The 22,615-nt window shown below is 43.8% G+C and carries 20 protein-coding genes; 16 read left to right on the forward strand and 4 right to left on the reverse strand.

Annotated elements, in window-relative coordinates; genetic code table 11:
* Positions 1-186 precede the first annotated feature (186 nt).
* The 4 genes from EXA13_RS06860 to phoU are packed head-to-tail and all read left to right on the forward strand — an operon-like array spanning position 187 to position 5,586.
* Positions 187-2,385, forward strand: coding sequence for an ABC transporter permease subunit (locus tag EXA13_RS06860; protein WP_238132513.1), 2,199 nt, complete (start codon positions 187-189; stop codon positions 2,383-2,385).
* Between the two features lie 18 nt (positions 2,386-2,403).
* Entirely contained in the window at positions 2,404-4,041 is a 1,638-nt protein-coding gene (pstA, locus tag EXA13_RS06865) for a phosphate ABC transporter permease PstA (RefSeq protein WP_238132671.1), read from the forward strand.
* 2 nt (positions 4,042-4,043) lie between these two features.
* Positions 4,044-4,862, forward strand: coding sequence for a phosphate ABC transporter ATP-binding protein PstB (gene pstB, locus EXA13_RS06870; RefSeq protein WP_238132514.1), 819 nt, complete (start codon positions 4,044-4,046; stop codon positions 4,860-4,862).
* 25 nt (positions 4,863-4,887) lie between these two features.
* Positions 4,888-5,586, forward strand: coding sequence for a phosphate signaling complex protein PhoU (gene phoU / locus EXA13_RS06875; protein ID WP_238132515.1), 699 nt, complete (start codon positions 4,888-4,890; stop codon positions 5,584-5,586).
* Here phoU and EXA13_RS06880 read toward each other — a convergent pair.
* Both EXA13_RS06880 and EXA13_RS06885 read right to left on the reverse strand, forming a co-directional pair.
* Positions 5,583-6,332, reverse strand: coding sequence for a copper homeostasis protein CutC (locus EXA13_RS06880; RefSeq protein ID WP_238132516.1), 750 nt, complete (start codon positions 6,330-6,332; stop codon positions 5,583-5,585). The two genes, phoU and EXA13_RS06880, sit on opposite strands and share 4 nt — an antisense overlap.
* 265 nt (positions 6,333-6,597) lie before the next feature.
* A complete protein-coding gene (locus EXA13_RS06885) occupies positions 6,598-7,209 on the reverse strand; it encodes a peroxiredoxin C (RefSeq protein ID WP_238132517.1) in 612 nt (203 codons plus the stop codon).
* 163 nt (positions 7,210-7,372) lie between these two features.
* Here EXA13_RS06885 and EXA13_RS06890 point away from each other — a divergent pair, with 163 nt between their 5' ends.
* The 3 genes from EXA13_RS06890 to aceA all read left to right on the forward strand — a co-directional run bounded on the left by EXA13_RS06890 (position 7,373) and on the right by aceA (position 11,924).
* Positions 7,373-8,278 carry a hydrogen peroxide-inducible genes activator gene (locus tag EXA13_RS06890; protein ID WP_238132518.1) on the forward strand — a complete coding sequence of 302 codons (906 nt, stop codon included), beginning with the start codon at positions 7,373-7,375 and terminating at the stop codon, positions 8,276-8,278.
* Between the two features lie 576 nt (positions 8,279-8,854).
* Positions 8,855-10,492 (forward strand): malate synthase A, encoded by a 1,638-nt coding sequence (gene aceB / locus EXA13_RS06895; RefSeq protein ID WP_238132519.1) that lies wholly within the window; start codon positions 8,855-8,857, stop codon positions 10,490-10,492.
* A 121-nt stretch (positions 10,493-10,613) separates the two neighbouring features.
* A complete protein-coding gene (gene aceA, locus EXA13_RS06900) occupies positions 10,614-11,924 on the forward strand; it encodes an isocitrate lyase (RefSeq protein WP_238132520.1) in 1,311 nt (436 codons plus the stop codon).
* Between the two features lie 175 nt (positions 11,925-12,099).
* On the opposite strand, the gene EXA13_RS06905 is transcribed toward aceA, so the two are convergent.
* Complete coding sequence (locus EXA13_RS06905; RefSeq protein ID WP_238132521.1) at positions 12,100-12,570, reverse strand: CBS domain-containing protein; 471 nt, start codon at positions 12,568-12,570, stop codon at positions 12,100-12,102.
* Between the two features lie 302 nt (positions 12,571-12,872).
* Here EXA13_RS06905 and queA point away from each other — a divergent pair, with 302 nt between their 5' ends.
* The 5 genes from queA to secF all read left to right on the forward strand — a co-directional run bounded on the left by queA (position 12,873) and on the right by secF (position 18,400).
* Positions 12,873-13,925 (forward strand): tRNA preQ1(34) S-adenosylmethionine ribosyltransferase-isomerase QueA, encoded by a 1,053-nt coding sequence (gene queA, locus EXA13_RS06910; protein ID WP_238132522.1) that lies wholly within the window; start codon positions 12,873-12,875, stop codon positions 13,923-13,925.
* Positions 13,926-13,984: 59 nt separating this feature from the next.
* Positions 13,985-15,124, forward strand: coding sequence for a tRNA guanosine(34) transglycosylase Tgt (gene tgt, locus EXA13_RS06915; RefSeq protein WP_238132523.1), 1,140 nt, complete (start codon positions 13,985-13,987; stop codon positions 15,122-15,124).
* A 106-nt stretch (positions 15,125-15,230) separates the two neighbouring features.
* On the forward strand, positions 15,231-15,563 hold the full coding sequence (gene yajC, locus EXA13_RS06920; RefSeq protein WP_238132524.1) for a preprotein translocase subunit YajC: 333 nt from the start codon (positions 15,231-15,233) through the stop codon (positions 15,561-15,563).
* A 21-nt stretch (positions 15,564-15,584) separates the two neighbouring features.
* Complete coding sequence (gene secD, locus EXA13_RS06925; RefSeq protein ID WP_346346945.1) at positions 15,585-17,438, forward strand: protein translocase subunit SecD; 1,854 nt, start codon at positions 15,585-15,587, stop codon at positions 17,436-17,438.
* Between the two features lie 14 nt (positions 17,439-17,452).
* Positions 17,453-18,400 (forward strand): protein translocase subunit SecF, encoded by a 948-nt coding sequence (gene secF, locus EXA13_RS06930; protein ID WP_238132525.1) that lies wholly within the window; start codon positions 17,453-17,455, stop codon positions 18,398-18,400.
* 104 nt (positions 18,401-18,504) lie between these two features.
* Here secF and suhB read toward each other — a convergent pair whose 3' ends face one another.
* Positions 18,505-19,308, reverse strand: coding sequence for an inositol-1-monophosphatase (suhB, locus tag EXA13_RS06935; protein WP_238132526.1), 804 nt, complete (start codon positions 19,306-19,308; stop codon positions 18,505-18,507).
* Positions 19,309-19,530: 222 nt separating this feature from the next.
* On the opposite strand from suhB, the gene trmJ reads away from it, so the two are divergent.
* The 4 genes from trmJ to iscU all read left to right on the forward strand — a co-directional run bounded on the left by trmJ (position 19,531) and on the right by iscU (position 22,569).
* The gene (gene trmJ, locus EXA13_RS06940; RefSeq protein WP_238132527.1) at positions 19,531-20,268 is read left to right on the forward strand and encodes a tRNA (cytosine(32)/uridine(32)-2'-O)-methyltransferase TrmJ; all 738 of its coding nucleotides are present in this window, start codon (positions 19,531-19,533) and stop codon (positions 20,266-20,268) included.
* Positions 20,269-20,385: 117 nt separating this feature from the next.
* Positions 20,386-20,907, forward strand: a complete 522-nt coding sequence (iscR, locus tag EXA13_RS06945; protein WP_238132528.1) for a Fe-S cluster assembly transcriptional regulator IscR — start codon at positions 20,386-20,388, stop codon at positions 20,905-20,907.
* Between the two features lie 27 nt (positions 20,908-20,934).
* The gene (locus EXA13_RS06950; RefSeq protein ID WP_238132529.1) at positions 20,935-22,149 is read left to right on the forward strand and encodes an IscS subfamily cysteine desulfurase; all 1,215 of its coding nucleotides are present in this window, start codon (positions 20,935-20,937) and stop codon (positions 22,147-22,149) included.
* Between the two features lie 36 nt (positions 22,150-22,185).
* Positions 22,186-22,569 carry a Fe-S cluster assembly scaffold IscU gene (gene iscU / locus EXA13_RS06955; RefSeq protein ID WP_078925687.1) on the forward strand — a complete coding sequence of 128 codons (384 nt, stop codon included), beginning with the start codon at positions 22,186-22,188 and terminating at the stop codon, positions 22,567-22,569.
* The last annotated feature ends 46 nt before the right edge of the window (positions 22,570-22,615 follow it).

Genomic DNA, 22,615 nt, shown 5'->3' on the forward strand with positions numbered 1-22,615 from the left:
TATGCAGAGTTGTTTTATTTTCAGTCGGTTATTGTGAGCTGTAATATAATCGTCACGTATTTGAAATAGAATATCGAGTTAACAACAAAATACCTGATATTAACCCATCGCTGAAAGCTTATGTTTTCACCAAGGTGTGTGTACTTTGGTGTTCAGCCCGTCAAATAAAAAGGATAGATGACATTCATGGCTTACGTCGAATTCTCATTACAAGAACGCGATCGTAAACGGTTGATTAAAGACCGTATGATCCGTTTTGCTGTAACGTGTGGCGGGGTAAGTGTATTAGGGGCATTGATTTTAATTTTTGTCTATCTTGCCTTAGTCGCTCTGCCTTTGTTTGGCGATGCGAAACTGACCCCCGATGTTGCGCAGCTAGCATTGCCTGAGAGTGAACCTCAAATATTGGCCATTGATGATTACGGTGAACATCTGTTTGTTGTTACCGAGCAAGGTCAAATTCAGTTTTGGCCAGTGAATGCGCCAACCCCCACTCCCCTCTGGGAGCAGACATTGTCTTTTCACCCAGAATGGATTGTGAAAGGAAATCCTCAAAATGGCTGGTTTTTGGTGCTAGATAACCAGCACCGGCCACAGATTGCTCGTCCTCTTTTTCATTATTCGGTTGAAAAGCAAGGGCGAGTATTTACTCCTCGACTTGAGTCATGGCCGCTTCCTGAGAATCTGACGATTGCACCGAGCGAGCAAAAAATTCGGTTATTGAGTTTTGCGGTAGCGCGGCCGGATGTCTATTTTGCGAGTTATTTAAGTGATGGAAAAGTGGTCGTTCGCTGGGTTTCAGAGGGGGGGGCGCTTGTGAACGAAGCCGTATTGGCTCAGCGTTATCCGCAGCTTGATCAACTCTTGATGACTCCGGATGGTAAAACGCTGTATCTACGTCAAGGCGATCAATTATCGGTTGTTCAGCAAGAAGGACAACGCTATCAATTGCGTGAACAAGTTGACTTAAGCCAAGGGAATGCAGAGCAAACGGTATCGGGAATAACCTTACTGGCGGGCGCGCACTCTTTACTGGTTACGTATGAGAATGGGAACGTCAGCCAATGGTTTGATGTGTTAGAAAGGGGAGCAAGAACTTTAGCTCCGATTCGTCATTTTCATTTGGCTCCCCACATTCGGTTATTACTGCCTGATACTAACCGTAAAGGGTTTTATACGTTTTATCCTAATGGCACGTTGCAAAGCCATTATACTACCAGCGAAAAGCTGGTGTTATTTGAGCGAGTATTACCACAGGCTCCTCGTCTTGCAGCAATGTCTGACAACGAGCATTATCTGATTATGTTTGCTCAGGGTATCGCTCGAATTGCTGAAGTCGACAATCCACACCCGGAAGTCTCGTTTCGTTCGTTATGGCGTAAAATCTGGTATGAAAGCTACCCTGAGCCACAGTTTGTTTGGCAATCTACCTCTGCAGATAATGATTTTGAAGCCAAACTCAGTTTAGTCCCCATAGCTTTTGGAACATTAAAAGCGGCCTTTTATGCGATGTTGTTTGCCGTACCCATTGCGGTGTTAGCAGCGATTTATACTGCTTATTTTATGGCACCGTCCATGCGCCGTGTGGTTAAGCCCACCATTGAGTTAATGGAAGCATTGCCCACGGTTATTATCGGTTTTTTAGCGGGTTTATGGCTCGCACCGATTGTTGAAAACCACCTTGCTGCTGTCGTCACTCTACTGATTGGGTTGCCATTATCAACGGTGTTCATTGGGTTGCTCTGGTCTTGGTTGCCCAAGCGTATAGTGGGGCGAGGGTTAGTTGAATGGCATGCTCTAATGTTAATCCCACTTCTATTGGGGTTGATTGCTGTGACCTTGTCTTATAGTCATGAACTGGAACAAGCCTTCTTTGCTGGGGATATTTTGCTTTATTTGCAAGAGCGCGGCATTGGCTTTGATCAACGCAATGCGTTGGTCGTCGGTATGGCAATGGGGTTTGCTGTGATTCCGACTATTTTTACCATTGCCGAAGATGCTATTTTCTCTGTTCCTAAGCATTTGTCGGATGGGTCATTAGCATTGGGGGCGACAGCTTGGCAAACCTTACTTCGGGTGGTGCTCTTAACCGCAAGTCCGGGGATTTTTTCAGCAGTGATGATGGGCTTAGGAAGAGCGGTTGGCGAAACGATGATTGTTCTGATGGCGACGGGAAATACACCGCTTTTAGACTGGAATATTTTGGAAGGAATGCGCACCTTATCGGCCAATATTGCGGTCGAACTTCCTGAGTCGGAAGTGGCTAGCTCTCACTATCGAATTTTATTCCTATCGGCTTTATTGCTCTTTCTGTTTACTTTTGTTGTTAATTCATTAGCAGAATGGGTACGTCAGCGCTTACGTACTCGATATCGTTCGTTGTGATAGGAGGCCGAGATGAAAATGCTACAGTCATTTAAAACAGGTGCTCCTTGGATATGGTTAACCGGAGGTGCAGTCAGTATTAGCTTAATTTCGGTCTTAATGCTTTTACTGCTCATTGGCTGGAAAGGATTAACCTATTTTTGGCCCGCCCCTCTTTATCAATGGGAAACGGAACAAGGGCAACGTTTAATTGGGCAATTGTATGCCAGTGAAACGGTATCGATTAGTCATTTGCATGAGATGGGAATTGCACTCCCTGATGACGTCGAACAGCATGCTCAGCGGCTTAATATTAAGGTCGCTAACCGTGAGCGCTATGATGCAGATTTCATTTCTATCTTAGATCTTAAACTCTCTTCTCCGACTCAACCTTCCGGCTGGTTGGTGGTGGAGCGTACACGTGATGGGCAGTTTTACGGTAAACCAGTCGGTTTTGAACCCGGTGATGGCCAGCATCGAACACAGGTTGATGTGTGGTTACCACAAGCATTTGCTGAGGCGCAGCAAATTAGAGCGCAGATTGATCACTTAATTCATCAATCCATTCGCTCTTTTGGACATCAATTAGACACATTACGTTTTGAGCAGCAACAGGCACGTCGTCGCTCGGTGAATGAGCAAGAAAAAAGTACTATTTCTCATCAGATACAGCAACTTGAGGAAAAACTATCCATGGCTGAAGGTGAGTTAGATAAGTTACGTCAGCAATTGGATAGCCAAGTGTTATTGGTGGAAGAAATGGGCGGTGCGATCGTTAGAATTCCACTCAGTCAGATTTTGGACTACTGGTATCCGAATGATATGAATGATTGGCAAAAACTCTACCAGTGGGGAAAACAGTTATGGGGTTTTTTGTCAGACAATCCGCGTGAGTCTAACTCTGAAGGGGGCGTTTTCCCGGCAATCTTTGGTACGGTATTGTTAGTCTTGCTGATGTCGATCATTGTGATGCCTCTTGGGATTGTCGCAGCGGTATACCTCAATGAATATGCGAAAGATAACGCGTTTACCCGTTTAATTCGAGTTGCCGTAATTAACTTAGCTGGTGTGCCATCGATCGTGTATGGAGTCTTTGGGCTCGGTTTTTTTGTGTATACCATTGGAGCCAGTATCGATAACCTTCTTTATGCTGATCGTTTGCCTGCCCCCACGTTTGGCACTCCGGGGTTATTATGGGCCGCGTTGACTCTGGCTGTACTGACTTTACCTGTGGTCATTGTCACAACAGAAGAAGGGCTGACCCGTATTCCCGTTTCCGTTCGTCATGGCTCTTTAGCATTAGGTGCGACGCAATTTGAAACGATTTGGCGTATCGTATTACCTATGGCGAGTCCTGCGATGATCACCGGGTTAATTCTGGCGATAGCTCGTGCTGCTGGAGAAGTTGCGCCGTTAATGTTGGTCGGTGCGGTAAAACTGGCTTCAAACTTACCTGTGGATGGCGAATTTCCCTTTGTGCATTTAGAGCGAAAATTCATGCATTTAGGTTTTCATATCTATGATGTTGGGTTTCAAACTACCAATATTGAAGCTGCGCGGCCATTGGTGTACGCCACGGCTTTTCTCTTGGTGACGGTTGTTGTGAGTTTAAATTTAACGGCAATACATATTCGCAATAATTTGCGTGAGAAATATCGAACTTTAGGACAAGATTAATCATGTTTTCTGCCAACCAAACATTAGGTTATCAGCCCCCTTTGGATGTGAATAACTTAACTGATAAGCAAACCTCCATCTCGATTGAAGGGTTGAGCTTGTATTACCAGCAAACTCGGGCGTTAAACGATATTTCGATGCGTATTCCCAAAGGTCAGGTAACGGCATTTATCGGTCCGTCTGGCTGTGGTAAGTCCACCTTACTGCGCTGTATTAATCGTATGAACGATCTGGTCGAAGGTTGTCGAGTGGAAGGCGCGGTTAAATTGCATGGTAAAAATGTTTATGCTCCGGATGTGGACGTTCCCACTTTACGTCGCCGTGTTGGTATGGTGTTTCAGCGGCCAAATCCTTTTCCTAAATCTATTTATGAAAATGTAATTTATGGGTTACGCTTACAAGGCATCAAAAATAGCCGTACACTGGATGATGCCGCAGAACACTCCTTACGAGCGGCCGCTTTGTGGGATGAAGTGAAGCATCGTTTGCATGAAAATGCTTTTGGTTTATCGGGAGGGCAACAACAACGGTTGGTGATTGCTCGAGCCATTGCCATTGAACCCGAAGTGTTACTGCTTGATGAGCCAACATCGGCTTTGGATCCCATCTCAACCTTGACCATTGAAGAATTGATCCACGATTTAAAAACCAAATACACAGTGGTTATCGTGACGCATAATATGCAGCAAGCGGCTCGGGTGAGTGATCACACCGCTTTTATTCACATGGGAAAACTCATCGAATACTCCGATACCGACTCTATTTTTACCTCCCCATTGAAAAAGCAGACAGAAGACTACATTACCGGAAGATACGGTTAATTTAATCATAAGGTAGGAAGCGAACATGCAGCTAGGACGACACATTTCAGGGCAATTTAATGTCGAACTTGAGTCGATTCGTACTCATGTACTGACAATGGGCGGCTTGGTTGAACAACAGCTCTCCTTTGCTATGCAAGCGCTGCATAAAGACGATATTGAATTAGCTCGTAAAGTGGTTCGTGATGATCATAAAGTCAACGAAATGGAAGTCTCGATCGATGAAGCTTGCACGCGAATTATTGCCAAACGGCAACCGACCGCTAAAGATCTACGGTTAATCATGGCGATCATTAAAACGATTACTGACCTCGAACGTATTGGTGATGTGGCAACTAAAATGGCTTATATTGCCATTGAAAGTCCAACCATCAAAGAGCGTCAGTTCCAAGTTTCTTTAGAGCCGCTCTGTCGTCAAGCGATAGCGATGTTGCACCAAGTACTTGATGCTTTTGCCCGTATGGATGTGGAAGCCGCAGCAGAAGTTCACAAGCAAGATGATAAGTTAGACAAAGAGTATGAAGCGGTAATTCGTCAATTAATGACGTACATGATGGAAGATCCGAAAAATATTCCACATATTTTACAAGTGATGTGGTCTGCTCGTGCTATCGAGCGGGTTGGGGATCGCTGTCAAAATATTTGTGAATACATCATCTATTTTGTTAAAGGAAAAGATGTTCGCCACTTGGGCGAACAATCCATTGATGATGCGCTGCGTTAAAGCGCTTTAAGTCGCTCAGCCACTTGAGCGATGGCTTGTGGGTTCGTCACGGGAATCACAAAATCATCAAGATTCGCTTGCCCCATTTTAGCACTGGTAGCCTGAAGCTGCATACGGCTGGGGCGAGTGGTTTTGCCTGACAAATGTACTTCTTGTACGCCCGTTTGTTGCACAATGTGAGTGACATTGTCAGCATTCAGGCCCGCTCCCGCCATAATCTGGATACGCCCTTGAGCAAGAGTCACCATGTCAGCCAGTGTATCTATGCCATTCTCAACTCGGCTGGCGAGCCCTGAAGTTAAGACTCGTTCACAACCAAGCTCAATGAGCGTATTTAATGCTTGGCGAAAATCAGCACATTGATCAATGGCTCGATGAAAGGTGACACCTAACCCACGCTGTTTCGCATGCTGAATGAGTTGAGCATTTTGCTCACGATTGATTTCACCTTGTGCCGTCAATACCCCAAGTACAACCCCTTGTAGCCCAGCATTGGCTGCTGCATCAATATCATCCAACATGATTGCCATTTCTTCTGAATCATAAAGAAAATCGCCTTGGCGAGGGCGAATCATTGCATAGATAGGAATTGGAGATATTCTGGCGCTCTGTTTCATCAACCCATAGCTGGGTGTTAAGCCACCTAATGCTAAGGAAGAGCAAAGTTCAATGCGGGTTGCTCCCCCTTGAATGGCCAAGTGTAATGATTCTACATTATCAATACAGACTTCAAGTTGATAGTTCATGGCGTTTCTCATCAGTGATCTCGGTGGCAGAATTCTAGCAGCCACTTCCTCACAAGTCTGTTAGATAAACTAGAGAATAGGGGAAAAGTTACACTCCTTGAATTTCCGGAATGGGGGGATTGAAAGAAAAAATTAGAAACAAAAAGCCCAAAGCAAAGTTGCTTTGGGCTTTGGGGACTTTACTTCACTGATTGGCGTTGCGTTATCGCTTTATTATTTGTCCAACCATTCACCCGAGTTGAGCGCGGGCAATTTGTTTCTGATATTATTTTTTACCTAAATCGTCAGTATGTTCAGATAGATAAGCGGCTACACCAGCTGGCGTATCTTTCATGCCTGCTTTACCTTCTTCCCATTGTGCAGGGCAGACTTCACCGTGTTTTTGGTGGAAGTTTAGAGCGTCAACCATGCGTAACATTTCATCGATGTTGCGGCCTAGAGGAAGATCATTGACGACTTGGTGACGAACGACACCGTCTTCATCGATAAGGAATGAACCACGGAAAGCAACACCCACTTCAGGATGTTCAACATCGTATGCTTTAACAATTTCGTGTTTAACGTCAGCAACCAGTGGGTATTTCACTTGACCAATACCGCCATTTTCAACGGCAGTATTACGCCATGCGTTGTGTGAGAATTGTGAGTCGATGGACACACCGATGACTTCAACACCTTTCGCTTGGAAGTCTTCAAAACGTTTATCAAACGCGATCAGCTCTGAAGGGCAAACAAAAGTAAAATCGAGTGGATAGAAGAAAACAACGGCTTTCTTACCTTTAGTAAACTCTGCAAAGTTGAATGTATCAACGATTTCACCGTTACCAAGAACAGCTGCAGCAGTAAAATCAGGGGCTTGACGACCTACGAGTACCATTTTTTGCTCCTAAGAATGATGGTTAATGCTCGGTAGCACCAGATTGTGTTACCGAGTCCATGTGTATTCGAGACAAACTATAGTACAGAGTGTAGTATGAAAAAAAGCGAATTAAATAGATTAAGTTAATCGAAAAAAGCGATTTAAGAAGAAAGTTGAAATTATGAATAAGTGGCCGAGTCTAAAGCAGTTACATTACCTAATAACTTTACATGAAACACGACATTTTAGTGAAGCAGCAGATCGCTGTTTTGTTAGTCAATCCACTTTAAGCAAAGGCATTCAAAACCTAGAAGCATTAATCGGTTGTCCTTTGTATGAAAAGCAGGATAAGAAAAGTCCACTGGTTTTTACTCATGCCGGTGAACTGGTGATTAAACGTGGCCGAGAGCTATTGGCTAGGGGGAAGGATCTCCTCGAATTAGGACAACAGTGCCAAAATGGTCCGATGGAAGGGCAATTAAAGTTGGGCTGTATTCCGACGATTGCGCCTTTTTTACTGTGTGATTTAGTCCAAGTGCTCAATTCGCGTTATTCCAGCCTTCATCTCCTATTACGGGAAGACACCACGGCTAACCTTCTCAATGCATTACGTTTAGGTGAATTAGATGTATTGATTCTTGCTTTACCGATTGATATCGGTCATATGGAAAGCCGAGTTGTTGGGCGCGATCCTTTTCGAATGGTAATAAGCCGTCAACAAGCGGGCGGTATTCGAGTTCCGATTAAATATGACGACTTACCTGATGAATCTGTTTTCTTGCTAGAAAATGAGCATTGCTTAACGGAGCATGCGGTATCGGCATGCCAATTAACCGATAAAGAGAAGATTAATCCATTTACGGCAACAAGCTTACATACGCTGGTGCAAATGGTGGCCAATGGGCTTGGCACTACCTTTATTCCTCAAATGGCGATTGATCATGGCTTATTGGAGAATCAAAATTTGGTGGTGATTGACCCACCTGGTCAGCAGGCATATCGAGAAATCGGCTTAGTATGGCGGCCGAGTTCATCTCGCTATCAGACTTTTGAGCAATTAGCAGATGTAGTGGCTGAACTATTATAGCGTTTATTCATTACTATATTTAATCGATAAACTAGTTAAAGCGTGCTGTTTTAGTTCGCTTTTTTAGTTTTTTATTCTGATAGTGAACCTTTAATTGTAAAATTTCACAGAAATAAATTTTTGAAGCTTTCATAAAATAGTAAAAATTCACACCGTCAATTTTACATAAATGTTTGGTGTTATTGTTTAAACCTTGTCGGCATTTTCCTTCCTTTTTCCCACCATCATTAGCATCACATTGCTCTGTTGTTTTTTTTATTCATGTTTGAATCATTTCTTCTTTTATTTTTAAATGTAATTTAATTACGTAATTAATGACATTTTTGTGGTGAGAGAATAACGAGAAAAGAAACGGAATAAAACTTTGAATTTAACGTTATGGTAACTTTTGCTCTTTTATGTAAACGTCTTATGGGTTAAGGTTTAATTTAGATTTTGATACTAATTTCGTGCTTGAGTTACGGATGTTTTTACGAAAAATTATAGAGAATAAATAGGTCAAAATAATAAAAGTCAGGAAAATAATTTGTAGTTTTAAAGTTACAAATGTTTATTAACCCAATAAGGAAAATGGTTATGCTTGCTCAAACCCCAGAAACTTCACCATTACACGATCAACATTCCAATTCCCAAGGCTCGCTTGAGGTGAGGGGGAGATTGTCTCTTGAACATCAAGCTATTTTCCCTATTGAAGCCCAAACTTTTTTAACGGCTTTGTGTGCGCAATTTGCTTCACGAGTCGATAGCTTGCTAAGTGAGCGAGAGCGTCTGCAATCGTGGATCGATCAAGGTAACTTGCCCGACTTTCTGGAACAAACACAGGATATCCGAGAAGGCAGTTGGAAAATTCTTGGAATTCCACAAGATCTACAAGATCGCCGAGTAGAAATTACTGGGCCAACGGAACGTAAAATGGTGATCAATGCTTTGAATGCTAACGTCAAAGTTTTTATGGCCGATTTTGAGGACTCGATGGCTCCGGCGTGGGATAAAGTGCTGGATGGACAAGTGAACTTGCGGGATGCCGTTAATGGCACGATCAGTTATATCAACCCAGATAATGGCAAGGTGTACCAGCTAAAAGAAGATCCCGCAGTTTTAATCTGTCGAGTTCGTGGTTTGCATCTTAAAGAGAAACACGTCTCCTTTGCGGGGCAAATTATTCCCGGTTCGCTATTCGATTTTGCTTTGTACTTTTTCAATAATTATCAAGCCTTACTGAAAAAAGGCAGTGGTCCTTATTTCTATCTTCCTAAGTTGCAAGCCTATCAAGAAGCACAGTGGTGGAGTGACGTGTTCCATTTTACTGAAGACTATTTTGGTTTAGAGACTGGTACGATCAAAGCGACGGTATTGATTGAAACGTTACCCGCCGTGTTTCAGATGGATGAAATCCTTTTTGTGTTAAAAGAGCACATTGTGGGGCTTAACTGTGGCCGCTGGGATTACATCTTCAGTTATATTAAAACGTTAAAAAAACACGCAGATCGTGTACTGCCAGACCGTCAAGTGGTGACGATGGATAAACCTTTCTTAAATGCGTATTCCCGTCTCTTGATTTATACCTGCCATCGACGTGGTGCTTTTGCAATGGGAGGCATGGCGGCTTTTATTCCTGCTAAAGATCCGACTCTCAACGCGCAGGTATTGGAAAAGATCCGCAACGACAAAATGCTGGAAGCCCAAAATGGTCATGATGGTACTTGGGTTGCGCATCCGGGGCTGGCCGATACGGCGATGGAAGTCTTTAGCCAAGTGCTGGGTGAGCGTCAAAATCAATTGGATGTTAGCCGGATGTCGGATGCTCCAATTAGTGCTACTGAGCTTCTCCAACCTTGTGAGGGGCCTAGGAGTGAAGAAGGAATGCGACATAACATTCGGGTGGCTCTGCAATACATTGAAGCTTGGATTTCTGGTAATGGCTGTGTGCCAATCTATGGACTCATGGAAGATGCGGCAACGGCAGAAATTTCTCGGGCGTCTATCTGGCAGTGGATTCAACACGGCAAAACTCTCGATAACGGAGAGGTGGTGACGAAAGCCCTATTTCGTCGTTATCTCACCGAAGAGATTGAAGTGGTGAAACAGGAAATCGGAGAAGAACGCTTTGCTCTTGGGCGTTTTACTGAAGCGGCTGAGCTAATGGAACGATTAACTACCAGTGATGAATTAACCAACTTTTTAACCATACCGGGCTATGACTACTTAGCCTAGGAATAACCATAAAACTTAACGTGAAACATCATCTTCAAAGTCAGCATAAGTTGTACTGATAGCGAAAAGGAAGAAACAGACGTGAGCATCTAGCCACGTACTACTATAAGAGGGATACATTATGACATTGACTCGTCGCCAACAAATCGAAGCTTTAGAAAAAGATTGGGCAACTAACCCCCGCTGGAAAAATGTAAAGCGCACCTACAGTGCTGAAGACGTCGTCAATCTACGTGGTTCGGTTACTCCTGCTAATACCATTGCGCAGCGTGGTGCGGATAAACTGTGGTCTTTAGTCAATGGAGACGCTAAGAAAGGTTATGTGAATTGCTTAGGTGCTTTAACGGGCGGCCAAGCAGTGCAACAAGCAAAAGCGGGAATTGAAGCGATTTACCTTTCTGGTTGGCAAGTGGCTGCGGATAACAATACCGCAGGAACCATGTATCCAGACCAATCTCTCTACCCGGTTGACTCAGTACCCAGCGTAGTGAAACGTATCAACAATGCGTTTCGTCGGGCTGACCAAATTCAGTGGTCGAATGGCAAATCGCCGCAAGATGAAGGTGGCATTGATTATTTCCTGCCTATTGTCGCGGATGCAGAAGCAGGATTTGGGGGCGTATTGAACGCCTATGAATTGATGAAATCGATGATTGAAGCAGGAGCCGCTGGTGTTCACTTTGAAGACCAATTAGCGTCAGTGAAAAAATGTGGTCACATGGGTGGAAAAGTTTTGGTTCCTACCCAAGAGGCGGTACAAAAACTGATTGCGGCTCGCTTAGCGGCTGATGTTTCAGGTACAACTACGCTGGTTATTGCACGTACCGATGCTAACGCTGCCGATCTGCTCACTTCAGATTGTGACCCTTACGATGGTGATTTTATCGTTGGTGAACGTACCTCTGAAGGTTTTTATCGCGTACGCGCTGGCATTGATCAAGCGATTTCTCGTGGCTTAGCTTACGCACCGTATGCAGACTTAGTATGGTGTGAAACCGCTAAACCGGATCTCGAAGAGGCTCGTAAGTTTGCTGAAGCCATTCATGCTCAATATCCAGATCAACTCCTTGCTTATAACTGCTCACCTTCCTTTAACTGGGAGAAAAACTTAGATGCAGAGACGATTGCAAAATTCCAGCAAGAGTTGGCGGATATGGGATACAAATACCAATTTATTACTCTAGCGGGAATTCATAACATGTGGTTTAACATGTTTGAGTTAGCTCATGCTTATGCGCAAGGAGAGGGGATGCGCCACTACGTAGAAATGGTACAGCGCAAAGAGTTTGCCGCAGCAGAAAAAGGCTATACCTTTGTGGCTCACCAACAAGAAGTGGGAACGGGGTATTTTGATAAAATGACTAATACCATTCAAGGTGGGCAATCTTCAGTGACGGCATTAACAGGCTCTACCGAAGAAGAACAATTTTAGGTTACTCGTAGAGGTTATTTAATATCGCCTCTTGGGTTATCGACTTGTCTTTCAATTAAAGTTGATGCAATTGTTGAGCGGCAAAAGCCGCTCTTTTTTCACATGGATGAATATCATCTTCCCATTTTTTGCCTAGCGTCATTTTTCTTAAGTAAAGAATGAACTGTTACTGGCATTAGAGAATGTCGTCTTCAATACTATCATCCAACTCAATTTCATCAGGCTCTGTATCTTCTTGTAACTCAAGTAAATTAACCGCAATGGTCACGAAATCGCTGTCGGTAATAATACCCACTAATTCCCCTTTGGACACAACAGGTAAACAGCCAACCTTATGCTTTTGCATGTAGATAGCACTTTCTTTTAAGCCTGCTTGAGGGGCAACCGACATGACTCCTGTATGCATCACTTCATAGAGCGGGGTCTCTTCTGTATACGAGGTTTCCGCCTTTTGGTTGTATAAACTCGATTCTTGGGCCGCAAGGACATCACGATGGGTGATTACTCCGAGCAGTTTTCGATTGGCATCCACAATAGGGATATGGCGAATATCCAATGCTTCCATCATGTGTCGGGCGTCGGCCAGAGTGTGTGTACGCAACAAGGTATGTGGGTTGCGAGTCATCATGTCTTCAACCTTGATCATAACCAACTCCTTCTTCGTTTATCTCTTTATTGTTTTACCCAATAAAACCTCGAAGTTGTGGTTTATTGAGCGGTTTATTCTTATTAATCTAAACTATAGTTTTTCTACCGAGAAATATCTGAGAGTTCAGTCGGTTTTTATTGGGAATCAGCATAGATAGAGAGGGGCGTCACTATTCATTCTCGTCGTTGAAGGCTTAACTTGGTTAGATAATGTACAACCCTGTATCTTGACGTTGCTTGGGTATATACTGTCGCGCCGCGAAATAAACCATCGCTAACTTAACTAACCAAGAAAGAGTCATGCAAGTTTCAGATTTTCATTTTGACCTCCCTGATGAGTTGATCGCTCGTTACCCAAAGGAGCAAAGAACCGCGAGTCGCCTTTTGCGCTTAGACGGTAATTCAGGATCACTCGTTGATGGTACATTCACTGATGTTCTTCAGTATGTCGCACCGGGTGATTTACTGGTATTTAATAATACGCGTGTTATTCCGGCTCGGATGTTTGGTCGTAAAGCTACGGGTGGAAAACTCGAGGTGTTGGTTGAGCGAATGCTGGATGAACATTCTATTTTGGCCCATGTGCGTAGTTCCAAACCGCCGAAACCAGGAGCCGAACTTTATCTCGGAGAACAGGATGAGTACCACGCCACGATGGTTGCTCGTCATGATGCGTTGTTTGAAATTCAGTTTAGTGCGCCAACTCCGGTTTTGGAGATCCTTAACCATATCGGGCATATGCCGTTGCCGCCTTATATCGATCGCCCAGATGAAGATGCGGATAAAGAGCGTTATCAAACGGTTTATAACCAAAAGCCAGGTGCGGTAGCTGCGCCAACTGCAGGCTTGCATTTTGATGAAACGTTATTAGAGCAAATTCAGGCCAAAGGGGTGGAGTTTGCCTATGTAACCTTGCATGTTGGTGCGGGAACTTTCCAACCGGTACGAGTTGAAAATATTCATGATCATCATATGCATGCTGAATATGTCGAAGTGCCACAAGAGGTTGTGGATGCTATTGTGGCGACAAAAGCGCGTGGTGGGCGAGTGATTGCGGTGGGAACCACCTCGGTGCGCTCATTGGAAAGTGCTGCGCAAGATGCTGTGAAAAAAGGTACGGAATTGGTTCCTTTCTTTGGTGATACCGAAATATTTATCTTCCCCGGCTATCAGTATCAGCTTGTGGATTGCTTGATCACCAATTTCCACTTACCAGAATCCACCTTGATTATGTTAGTCAGCGCCTTTGCTGGCTATGAACATACCATGGCCGCCTATCAACATGCTGTAGAGCAGCAATATCGCTTCTTTAGCTATGGCGATGCCATGTTTATTGAAAAAAAATTGGACTAACTTTGTTATTGTCCTGAACTTTTAGACCGTCAGACTGTTTCTCTGACATTGGAGGCTTTGTGAAATTAACGTTTGAGCTAAAAAAGAAAAATGGTAATGCCCGTCGAGGTCAACTGACCTTTGAACGTGGCACCGTACAAACTCCGGCTTTTATGCCTGTGGGAACTTACGGTACGGTTAAAGGCATGACACCGGAAGAAGTTGCAGATACTGGCGCAGAAATTTTATTGGGAAACACATTCCACCTATGGCTGCGTCCAGGGCAAGAAGTAATGAAAATGCATGGTGACTTGCATGATTTTATGAACTGGAAAGGGCCTATCTTGACCGATTCTGGCGGCTTTCAAGTTTTTAGCCTTGGGGATATTCGTAAGATCACCGAAGAAGGGGTTCATTTCCGTAACCCGGTAAATGGCTCGAAAATTTTTATGGACGCAGAAAAATCCATGGAAATTCAAAAAGATTTAGGGTCTGATATCGTCATGATTTTTGATGAGTGCACTCCTTACCCTGCTACTCACGATGAAGCGAAAAAGTCCATGGAAATGTCATTGCGTTGGGCACAGCGTTCTCGTGATCATTTTGATAAATTAGAAAATCCCAATTCATTATTTGGGATTGTTCAAGGGGGCGTTTACGAAGATTTGCGTGATGTTTCCGTGAAAGGGTTAACGGAGATTGGCTTTGATGGCTATGCGGTGGGGGGGTTAGCTGTAGGGGAACCTAAGCAAGATATGCATCGAATCCTAGAACATACCTGCCCACAACTTCCAGAAGATAAGCCTCGCTATTTAATGGGCGTTGGTAAACCGGAAGATTTAGTGGAAGGGGTCCGTCGCGGTATTGATATGTTTGACTGTGTGATGCCAACCCGAAATGCTCGTAATGGACACTTATTTGTGACTGGTGGTGTGATCAAGATCCGTAATGCGGCACATAAAACCGATACAACACCTCTCGATCCGCATTGTGACTGTTACACTTGCAAAAATTATTCTAAATCGTATTTACACCATTTGGATCGTTGTAACGAAATCCTAGGTGCGCGACTCAATACTATTCATAACTTACGTTATTATCAGCGGTTGATGGCTAGTATTCGCAGTGCGATTGATGAAGATCGCTTTGAACAATTTGTGGTCGATTTTTATGCGCGTCGTGAACGCGATGTGCCGCCACTACAAACTGAGCAAGCATGATAATTGTGTGCGCCGAGACCAATTTATCCCAGTGATGGCTTGAATTTGTCTTGGTGCATCCCAATACCAACAACATTACAAACAATAACTTAGAGGACGTTTCTCAATGAGTCTAATTTCTGTCGCTCACGCAGCAGGTGAAGGTGCACCACAAGGTGGTGGTTTCGAAATGCTGATCATGCTTGGCATGTTTGCGGTTATTTTCTATTTTATGATTTACCGCCCACAATCTAAGCGTGTTAAAGAGCATAAAAGCCTGATGGCTTCCATGGCGAAAGGGGATGAAGTACTGACTAGCGGTGGTTTAGTAGGAAAAATTACTAAAATTGCTGATGACAATGATTTTATTTCGATTGAATTAAATCACGCCAATGAAGTTGTGATCAAAAAAGACTTCGTTACTGCAGTGTTACCTAAAGGTACGCTTAAATCTCTGTAAAACAGCTAGAGGATCCTCGCTGTGTTAAACCGTTATCCGTTATGGAAGTATTTAATGGTGGTGTTTGCCATTGCCATTTCTGCTTTGTATGCGCTTCCTAATATTTACGGTGAAGATCCGGCTATTCAAGTTACAGGGGCGCGTGGCGCCTCTGTAGATATGTCAACGCTGGATGCTGTCACTCAAGCGCTCGATAAAGCGCAGCTCTCTCATAAATCCATTGCTCTCGAAAATGGTTCTATTCTTGTTCGATTTAATGATACCGATACGCAAATCAGCGCACGCGATATGATTAATGAAGCCCTTGGCAGCGATACGATTGTTGCATTAAACCTCGCGCCTTCTACACCAAATTGGTTAGAGTCTATTGGCGCCGCTCCCATGAAATTGGGGCTCGATCTCCGTGGTGGTGTACATTTCCTTATGGAAGTGGACATGGATGCGGCGATGGATAAGCTGGTGAACCAACAAGAAGAAGCCTTTCGAAGCGAACTTCGTGATGAAAAAATTCGTTATCGTGCCATTCGTGCGCAAGCCGATTCCGTTGAATTGATCTTACGAGATGCTGAACAACTGAATCAAACACGCCGAGTACTGGAAGCAAACCACCGTGATATGGTGTTCATCCCATCAGACGGTGATGGCCGTTTTATGCTGGTGGCTAAATTTACCGATGCTCGATTGCAAGAAATTCGTAATTACGCTGTTGAACAAAACATCACTATTTTACGTAACCGTGTGAATGAATTGGGGGTTGCAGAACCCTTGGTTCAACGTCAAGGTGCGACTCGAATTGTGGTTGAACTTCCTGGTGTACAAGATACGGCTCGTGCTAAAGAAATTTTAGGAGCAACGGCAACACTGGAATTCCGTGAAGTGGATTCGAGTGCTGACCTTGCCGCGGCCGCAGCAGGGCGAGTTCCGGCTGGTAGTGAAGTGAAATCGGATCGTGATGGTCGCCCTGTTGTTTTAAAAAGACGAGTGATTTTAGGTGGTTCCAGTATCACGGATGCAAGTTCTAGCACAGATGAATACGGCCGCCCACAGGTGAATATTTCTCTTGATAGTGAAGGAGGCAGCAAAATGGCCGCCTTCTCAAGAAATAATATTGGCAAGTTGATGGCCACGGTATTTGCAGAATATAAAGATAGCGGAGAACGTAATGTTGACGGTAAAGTCATTCTTGAAAAACATGAAGAAGTGATTAACCAAGCTACCATTCAGTCTGCATTAGGTCGAAATTTCCGGATCACGGGAATTAATTCTGTCGCAGAAGCGCATAACTTAGCGCTGCTACTGCGTGCCGGTGCTCTGATTGCTCCTATCTCTATTGTGGAAGAGCGTACCATTGGTCCTTCTATGGGGCAGCAAAACATCGATATGGGGATTCAGGCTTGTGTCTGGGGTTTATTAGCCGTGATGATCTTCACCGCCCTTTATTATCGTAAGTTTGGTTTAATCGCTAACGTCGCTTTAATTTCAAACCTTGTGTTGATCATCGGTATTATGTCTATGATTCCGGGGGCGACCATGACCTTACCCGGCATCGCTGGTATCGTATTAACAGTAGGTATGGCCGTCGATGCAAACGTTCTTATCTTTGAACGTATTCGTGAAGAGCTACGTGAAGGGCGAAATCCTCAGCAAGCTATTCATCAAGGTTATGCCAATGCGTTTAGTACTATTGCAGATGCCAACATCACAACTTTAATCACAGCAATCATCTTGTTTGCGGTAGGAACGGGGGCGATTAAAGGGTTTGCGGTTACGCTTTCTATTGGTATTTTAACGTCTATGTTTACTGCAATCATCGGCACTCGTTGTATTGTCAACTTGTTGTATGGTGGTAAACGCATCAACAAATTGTCGATCTAAGGCTAGGAATCATTATGTTTCAAATTCTTAAAGCAGAGAAAACGATCGACTTTATGCGTTGGTCGAAAGTGACGTTTCTCTTATCGCTATTAATGATTGGTGCCTCGGTTTTTACCTTAGCTGCGAAAGGGTTAAATTGGGGGTTAGACTTCACGGGGGGGACTCTGATTGAAGTGGGTTTTGAGCAGCCTGCACATTTGGATCAAATCAGGGATGCGCTAGAAGCACAAGGTTTTGGCGATGCGACGGTGCAGAACTTTGGTTCAGCGCGCGATGTCATGGTGCGTTTACGTCCACGAGAAGGCATTGCTGGTGAAACGCTTGGTAATCAAATCCTGAATGCGATTAAACAAGGAACGGGTGAAAATGTGGACATGCGCCGCATTGAATTCGTGGGACCGAATGTAGGAGATGAGTTGGCAGAAGCGGGAGGATTGGCGATATTGGCTTCGCTGATCTGTATCTTGCTTTATGTTTCCATGCGTTTCGAATGGCGTCTTGCTTCTGGTGCGGTACTGTCACTGGCACATGACGTCATTATCACGCTAGGCATTTTCTCATTCCTTCAAATTGAAATCGATTTGACCATTGTGGCGGCTTTACTGACCGTCGTTGGCTACTCATTAAATGATACCATCGTGGTCTTTGACCGGATTAGGGAAAATTTCCGCAAGCTACGTAAAGGTGAGTCCGCCGAGGTGATTAATAGCTCTATCACTCAGACACTGAGCCGAACGCTGATTACTTCAGGTACGACCTTGTTTGTGGTCATTGCTTTATTTGTGCAAGGTGGAGCAAATATTCATGGTTTTGCAACAGCATTATTGCTCGGCATTACCGTGGGCACCTACTCTTCTATCTATGTCGCTTCAGCTCTTTCGCTGAAATTGGGCATAACTCGTGAACACCTTTTACCTCAACAAATTGAGAAAGAAGGTGCGGAATTAGATGAGTTACCATAAATTGTCAGAAAAGTAGCCCTGCGTTATTTATACGATTTTGGGATAGATAAAGAAAAACCGCTGACTTGTGCAGCGGTTTTTTTATGAATAACATTTTAGTGAATTTATTTTAAAATCGCACTGTTGCCATTTTCACGGATGTGTTGAAGAAGTGCTTTGACTCCTCGAGGGCTTGAGCCAACAATATTGCCAGACTGCATGTAGTTTGTACCACCAGCAAAGTCTGTCAAAATTGCTCCAGCTTCACGAGCAATCAATTCTCCGGCTGCCATATCCCAAGGTTTTAAGCCTAGCTCAAAATAACCATCAACACGGTTAGAGGCTAAATAGCAAAGATCTAAAGCAGCAGAACCAGTACGACGGAAGTCAGCACATTCGACAAAAAGTGAAGAAATAATTTTGAGATAAGATTCAGAGTGCTGTTTTTGTTTAAATGGGAAACCGGTCGCCAGCACGGCACCTTGAAGATCTTTAAGAGGTTTAACTCGAATACGAGCATTGTTTAATTGAGCGCCAGAACCACGTTGAGCGGTAAATAACTCATTCAGCATTGGGTCATAAACACAAGCAACTTCCGTTCTGCCTTTCATTCGTACGGCAATAGAAACAGCAAAGTGTGGTAAGCCTTTGACAAAATTGGTGGTGCCATCCAGTGGGTCGATGATCCATTGTACGTCTTTATCTTTACCTTCGATAAGACCGCCTTCTTCAGCCACAATGCAGTGCTCAGGATAAGAGCTTTTAATGGTTGCAATGATCATTGCTTCCGCTTCTTTGTCTACGTTTGTGACAAAGTCATTCATGCCTTTTTGAATAGATTCAATTTTTTCAGCATTTTCTAGAGATTTAGCAATATGATTGCCGGCTTTTCGCGCAGCGCGAATAGCAATGTTTAGCATAGGATGCATACGAGTTTCCCAACGGATGTTAAAGAACGAAAAAGCGGAGCGCAGTATAGCAAAACTACGGTAAAAAGGAAGTGGTTATTTTTTGCTCGTTTGATGTATAAAGAGAGAAAGGGCCTGACCATTTTAGTCAAGTTTATGTTACGCTATGGCGATTAAACCTAAGCGACTTTATACCTTCTTTAGAAGGTCGTTTAGGTATATCAAACAGGCCGTGTTCACCTTATGTTAGACAATGTAAAAGTCGTTTTAGTTGGAACCTCTCACTCTGGAAATATTGGCTCTGCTGCCAGAGCAATGAAAGTGATGGGGTTAAGTCAAATGGTTCTCGTCGATCCACAATGCGAAGTGGATGCTCAGGCGATAGCTTTAGCTGCTGGGGCGAGTGATATCGCTCTCAACGCAAAAATTGTGCAAACGTTGAGTGAAGCGGTTGCTGATTGTGCTCTTGTCGTGGGCAGTAGCGCCCGCTCCCGAACCTTAGAATGGCCGATGCTGGAGCCTCGTCAATGTGGTGAAAAATTTGCTCTCGAAGGGCAAAAACACCCTGTTGCCGTTGTATTTGGGCGTGAGCGAACGGGGTTAACCAATGAAGAGCTACAACGTTGTCATTACCATGTCTGCATACCTGCAAACCCAGAGTATAGCTCATTGAATTTAGCCATGGCCGTACAAACTATTTGTTATGAAATTCGTGTTGCTTATTTAACTCTACAGCAAACACAGTATTCACCAGCAAGTGAGCTAGATTATCCCCGACATAAAGAACTCGAAATGTTTTATCAACATTTGGAAAAAGTGTTGCTATTAACCGATTTTATCTCTTATCAACAGCCTGGACAGGTTATGAATAAGTTACGTCGGTTGTTTAGTCGAACTCGGCCTGAATCTCAAGAAATTAATATATTAAGAGGGGTTTTGACCGCAGTAGAAAAGTCACTATCAGGCAAAAGAGAAGGATAATTATCCACTTAATTGCTAGGGGTGAATACCTGACTAAATTAGTCAACTTAATACTTGATTAATTTAGTCAGGTATGAAAGAATTCTAACCACATAATCAATGTGGATACGGTGTGATATGAGACTTACATCTAAAGGAAGATATGCGGTGACAGCCATGTTAGATGTGGCTCTACATTCGCAGCAAACCCCAGTACCGTTAGCCGATATTTCTGAACGGCAAGGTATATCGCTCTCATATTTAGAGCAATTATTTTCAAAGCTGCGCAAAGCAGGTCTGGTTGCTAGTGTACGAGGGCCTGGCGGTGGTTACCGTTTAGGTGCCGATGCTAATACCATTTCGATTGGTACTGTGATTGCGGCGGTAGATGAATCCGTTGATGCAACGAAATGCAGTGGTAAAGGCGATTGCCAAGGTGGAACGCGCTGTCTTACCCATACTTTATGGCGTGATTTAAGTTCACGCATCAGTGATTTCTTAAATAACATCACTCTTGGTGAGTTGATGGTAGATAATGAAGTCTTACAAATTTCCGACCGACAAGGTATGGACCTTTCGGTTAACCAAGGGTTCGGCCATAAGAATTCTAAATCAGTCACCATTGGTGCGGCACCCGTTGGTCTTAACGTTCGCTCATAGCGGCAATGTTTTACATTGGAGTAGAAAATGAAACTGCCTATTTATTTAGACTATTCAGCAACTTGCCCGGTTGATCCGCGGGTTGCTGAAAAGATGGTTCAGTACATGACGATGGATGGAACGTTTGGTAATCCAGCTTCACGATCGCACCGTTATGGCTGGCAGGCAGAAGAAGCGGTCGATACGGCTCGTGAGCAAATTGCTGATCTACTAAATGCCGATCCACGTGAAATAGTTTTCACATCAGGTGCAACGGAATCTGATAACTTAGCCATTAAAGGTGCAGCGCACTTTTATGCTAAACAAGGTAAACACATCATTACCTGCAAAACTGAGCATAAGGCGGTACTTGATACCACTCGCCAGCTTGAGCGTGAAGGGTTTGATGTCACTTACCTTGAGCCAGAAAGCAATGGTTTAATTGATTTGGCTAAGCTAGAAGCGGCCATGCGTGATGATACGGTACTGGTGTCGATTATGCATGTAAACAATGAGATTGGTGTGATTCAAGATATTGCTGCAATCGGTGAGTTATGCCGTTCACGAAAAATTATTTTCCATGTCGATGCGGCTCAGTCTGCAGGTAAAATCGATATCGATGTGCAGAGCATGAAAGTCGATTTGATTTCATTATCAGCACATAAAATTTATGGCCCTAAAGGGATTGGCGCATTGTATATTCGCCGTAAACCTCGTATTCGACTTGAAGCTCAAATGCATGGTGGTGGCCATGAACGTGGTTTCCGATCCGGAACTTTACCGACCCATCAAATTGTTGGAATGGGCGAAGCGTTCCGCATTGCAAAACAAGAAATGCAACAAGATTATGAACATGCTAAAAAGCTTCGTGAGCGACTACTTAATGGTGTGAAGGCGATGGAAGCGGTAACCATTAATGGTGATCTTGAACAGCGAGTACCTCATAATCTTAATATCAGTTTTGCGTTTGTCGAAGGCGAATCATTGCTGATGGCATTGAAAGATCTAGCAGTATCATCTGGTAGTGCTTGTACTTCTGCTAGCCTAGAACCTTCCTACGTTTTACGTGCTTTGGGCTTAGATGATGAACTAGCACATAGCTCTATTCGCTTCTCATTCGGTCGTTTTACGACGGAAGAAGAGATAGACTACGCGATCGAATTAATTCGTGTCGCGGTTAATAAATTACGCGACATGTCTCCTCTATGGGATATGTATAAAGAGGGAGTGGATTTAAACAGTGTTGAGTGGGCTCACCACTAATAATTCCACCAGTATAGAGGATGAGAGGTAACTATCATGGCATACAGCGAAAAAGTCATCGATCACTATGAGAACCCACGTAACGTTGGTTCTTTCGATAAAGAAGATCCTTCAGTAGGTAGTGGCATGGTTGGCGCACCCGCTTGTGGGGATGTTATGCGCCTACAAATCAAAGTGTCTCCTGAGGGCATTATTGAAGACGCAAAATTTAAAACTTACGGATGCGGCAGTGCTATCGCTTCTAGCTCTTTAGTCACTGAGTGGGTTAAGGGCAAATCCATTGATGAAGCGGCATCAATCAAAAACGCCGAAATCGCAGAAGAGTTAGAACTGCCACCTGTAAAAGTGCATTGTTCTATTTTAGCTGAAGATGCGATTAAAGCGGCCGTTGCCGATTATAAGAAAAAACACCAACAGTAATTTATTTTAGGGGCAGGGCTTCTGCTCCTACTCTTTCATTCATTGA

It is taken from the genome of Vibrio cincinnatiensis (assembly GCF_022113815.1).
GTDB classification, from domain to species: domain Bacteria; phylum Pseudomonadota; class Gammaproteobacteria; order Enterobacterales; family Vibrionaceae; genus Vibrio; species Vibrio cincinnatiensis_A.

What these genes read in the sequence shown, in the direction of transcription:
- EXA13_RS06860 (WP_238132513.1), top strand. Translation starts at nt 187, where the DNA reads ATGGCTTACGTCGAATTCTCATTACAAGAACGCGATCGTAAACGGTTG.
- pstA (WP_238132671.1), top strand. Translation starts at nt 2,404, where the DNA reads ATGCTACAGTCATTTAAAACAGGTGCTCCTTGGATATGGTTAACCGGA.
- pstB (WP_238132514.1), top strand. Translation starts at nt 4,044, where the DNA reads ATGTTTTCTGCCAACCAAACATTAGGTTATCAGCCCCCTTTGGATGTG.
- phoU (WP_238132515.1), top strand. Translation starts at nt 4,888, where the DNA reads ATGCAGCTAGGACGACACATTTCAGGGCAATTTAATGTCGAACTTGAG.
- EXA13_RS06880 (WP_238132516.1), bottom strand. Translation starts at nt 6,332, where the DNA reads ATGAACTATCAACTTGAAGTCTGTATTGATAATGTAGAATCATTACAC.
- EXA13_RS06885 (WP_238132517.1), bottom strand. Translation starts at nt 7,209, where the DNA reads ATGGTACTCGTAGGTCGTCAAGCCCCTGATTTTACTGCTGCAGCTGTT.
- EXA13_RS06890 (WP_238132518.1), top strand. Translation starts at nt 7,373, where the DNA reads ATGAATAAGTGGCCGAGTCTAAAGCAGTTACATTACCTAATAACTTTA.
- aceB (WP_238132519.1), top strand. Translation starts at nt 8,855, where the DNA reads ATGCTTGCTCAAACCCCAGAAACTTCACCATTACACGATCAACATTCC.
- aceA (WP_238132520.1), top strand. Translation starts at nt 10,614, where the DNA reads ATGACATTGACTCGTCGCCAACAAATCGAAGCTTTAGAAAAAGATTGG.
- EXA13_RS06905 (WP_238132521.1), bottom strand. Translation starts at nt 12,570, where the DNA reads ATGATCAAGGTTGAAGACATGATGACTCGCAACCCACATACCTTGTTG.
- queA (WP_238132522.1), top strand. Translation starts at nt 12,873, where the DNA reads ATGCAAGTTTCAGATTTTCATTTTGACCTCCCTGATGAGTTGATCGCT.
- yajC (WP_238132524.1), top strand. Translation starts at nt 15,231, where the DNA reads ATGAGTCTAATTTCTGTCGCTCACGCAGCAGGTGAAGGTGCACCACAA.
- secF (WP_238132525.1), top strand. Translation starts at nt 17,453, where the DNA reads ATGTTTCAAATTCTTAAAGCAGAGAAAACGATCGACTTTATGCGTTGG.
- suhB (WP_238132526.1), bottom strand. Translation starts at nt 19,308, where the DNA reads ATGCATCCTATGCTAAACATTGCTATTCGCGCTGCGCGAAAAGCCGGC.
- trmJ (WP_238132527.1), top strand. Translation starts at nt 19,531, where the DNA reads ATGTTAGACAATGTAAAAGTCGTTTTAGTTGGAACCTCTCACTCTGGA.
- iscR (WP_238132528.1), top strand. Translation starts at nt 20,386, where the DNA reads ATGAGACTTACATCTAAAGGAAGATATGCGGTGACAGCCATGTTAGAT.
- EXA13_RS06950 (WP_238132529.1), top strand. Translation starts at nt 20,935, where the DNA reads ATGAAACTGCCTATTTATTTAGACTATTCAGCAACTTGCCCGGTTGAT.
- iscU (WP_078925687.1), top strand. Translation starts at nt 22,186, where the DNA reads ATGGCATACAGCGAAAAAGTCATCGATCACTATGAGAACCCACGTAAC.